The organism is Sinorhizobium fredii USDA 205 (assembly GCF_001461695.1).
GTDB lineage: Bacteria > Pseudomonadota > Alphaproteobacteria > Rhizobiales > Rhizobiaceae > Sinorhizobium > Sinorhizobium fredii.
This window is the reverse complement of the sequence record NZ_AUTC01000107.1, coordinates 1-848: the sequence shown is the minus strand read 5'-3', so window position 1 is coordinate 848 and position 848 is coordinate 1. Positions and strand designations below refer to the sequence as shown.

Annotated in this window: 1 protein-coding gene; it reads left to right on the top strand. The window is 70.9% G+C overall.

Annotated elements, in window-relative coordinates:
- The coding region (locus N181_RS11105) for an IS4 family transposase (protein ID WP_060563379.1) at positions 1-848 on the top strand (848 nt) is incomplete at both ends.

The following is an 848-nucleotide window of genomic DNA, read 5'->3' as shown; positions in this document are numbered from 1 at the left end:
TTTTACGCAATGACGCGGTGACGTGCGAGGAGATGCTGTCGGAAGCGGCGGCGCGCACGGCCGAGCGCTGCGCCGGCCGGCATGTCGTGGCGATCCAGGACACGACGGTGCTCGACTCGTCTGGCGGCGGCGGCGCCTATCTGCATGCGGTTATCGCGCTGGATGGCGAGGACGATGCGATCTTGGGGCTGGTCGACGGGCAGTTCCTGGAACGCAGTGGCGGTCGGCGGGCCGGGCGACGGCAGGCGCGGATCGAGGAGAAGGAGAGTTTCCGCTGGCTGATGGGGGCGGACCAGGCGGCTTCGGTCTGCGCCGGGGCGGCTTCTGTGACGGTGGTGGCCGACCGCGAGAGCGACATCTTCGAGATGTTCGCGTTGCGTCCGGAGGGAGCGGAGCTGGTGGTGCGGGCCGCCCACGACCGGGCGCTTGCCGACGGCGGGGCATTGTTCGCGGCCGTTGATGCCGCGCCAGTGGCGGGCCGGGCCGGGCTCGTTCTGGCGGCCAAGCCCGGGCGCAAACGACGCACGGCGCAAATGGCGGTCCGTTTCCTGCCGGTTGCGCTCGCCTGCCCGGCCAATGGCCAGCGCCGCGATCTGCCGCAAAGCGTTGCGGTCTGGCTTGTCGACGTCCGCGAGAGCGATCCGCCGCCGGGCGAGGCGGCGGTGCACTGGCGGCTGCTGACCACCCATGCCGTCAGCGAACCGGCGGCCGCCTTTCTGGTCGTCGATCTCTACCGACGGCGCTGGGCGATCGAGCAGCTATTCCGCACGCTGAAGAGCCAGGGCTTCGACATCGAGGATCTCGGCATCGAGGCGGCGGCGCCACGCAACCGCCTGGTAACGGCGGCG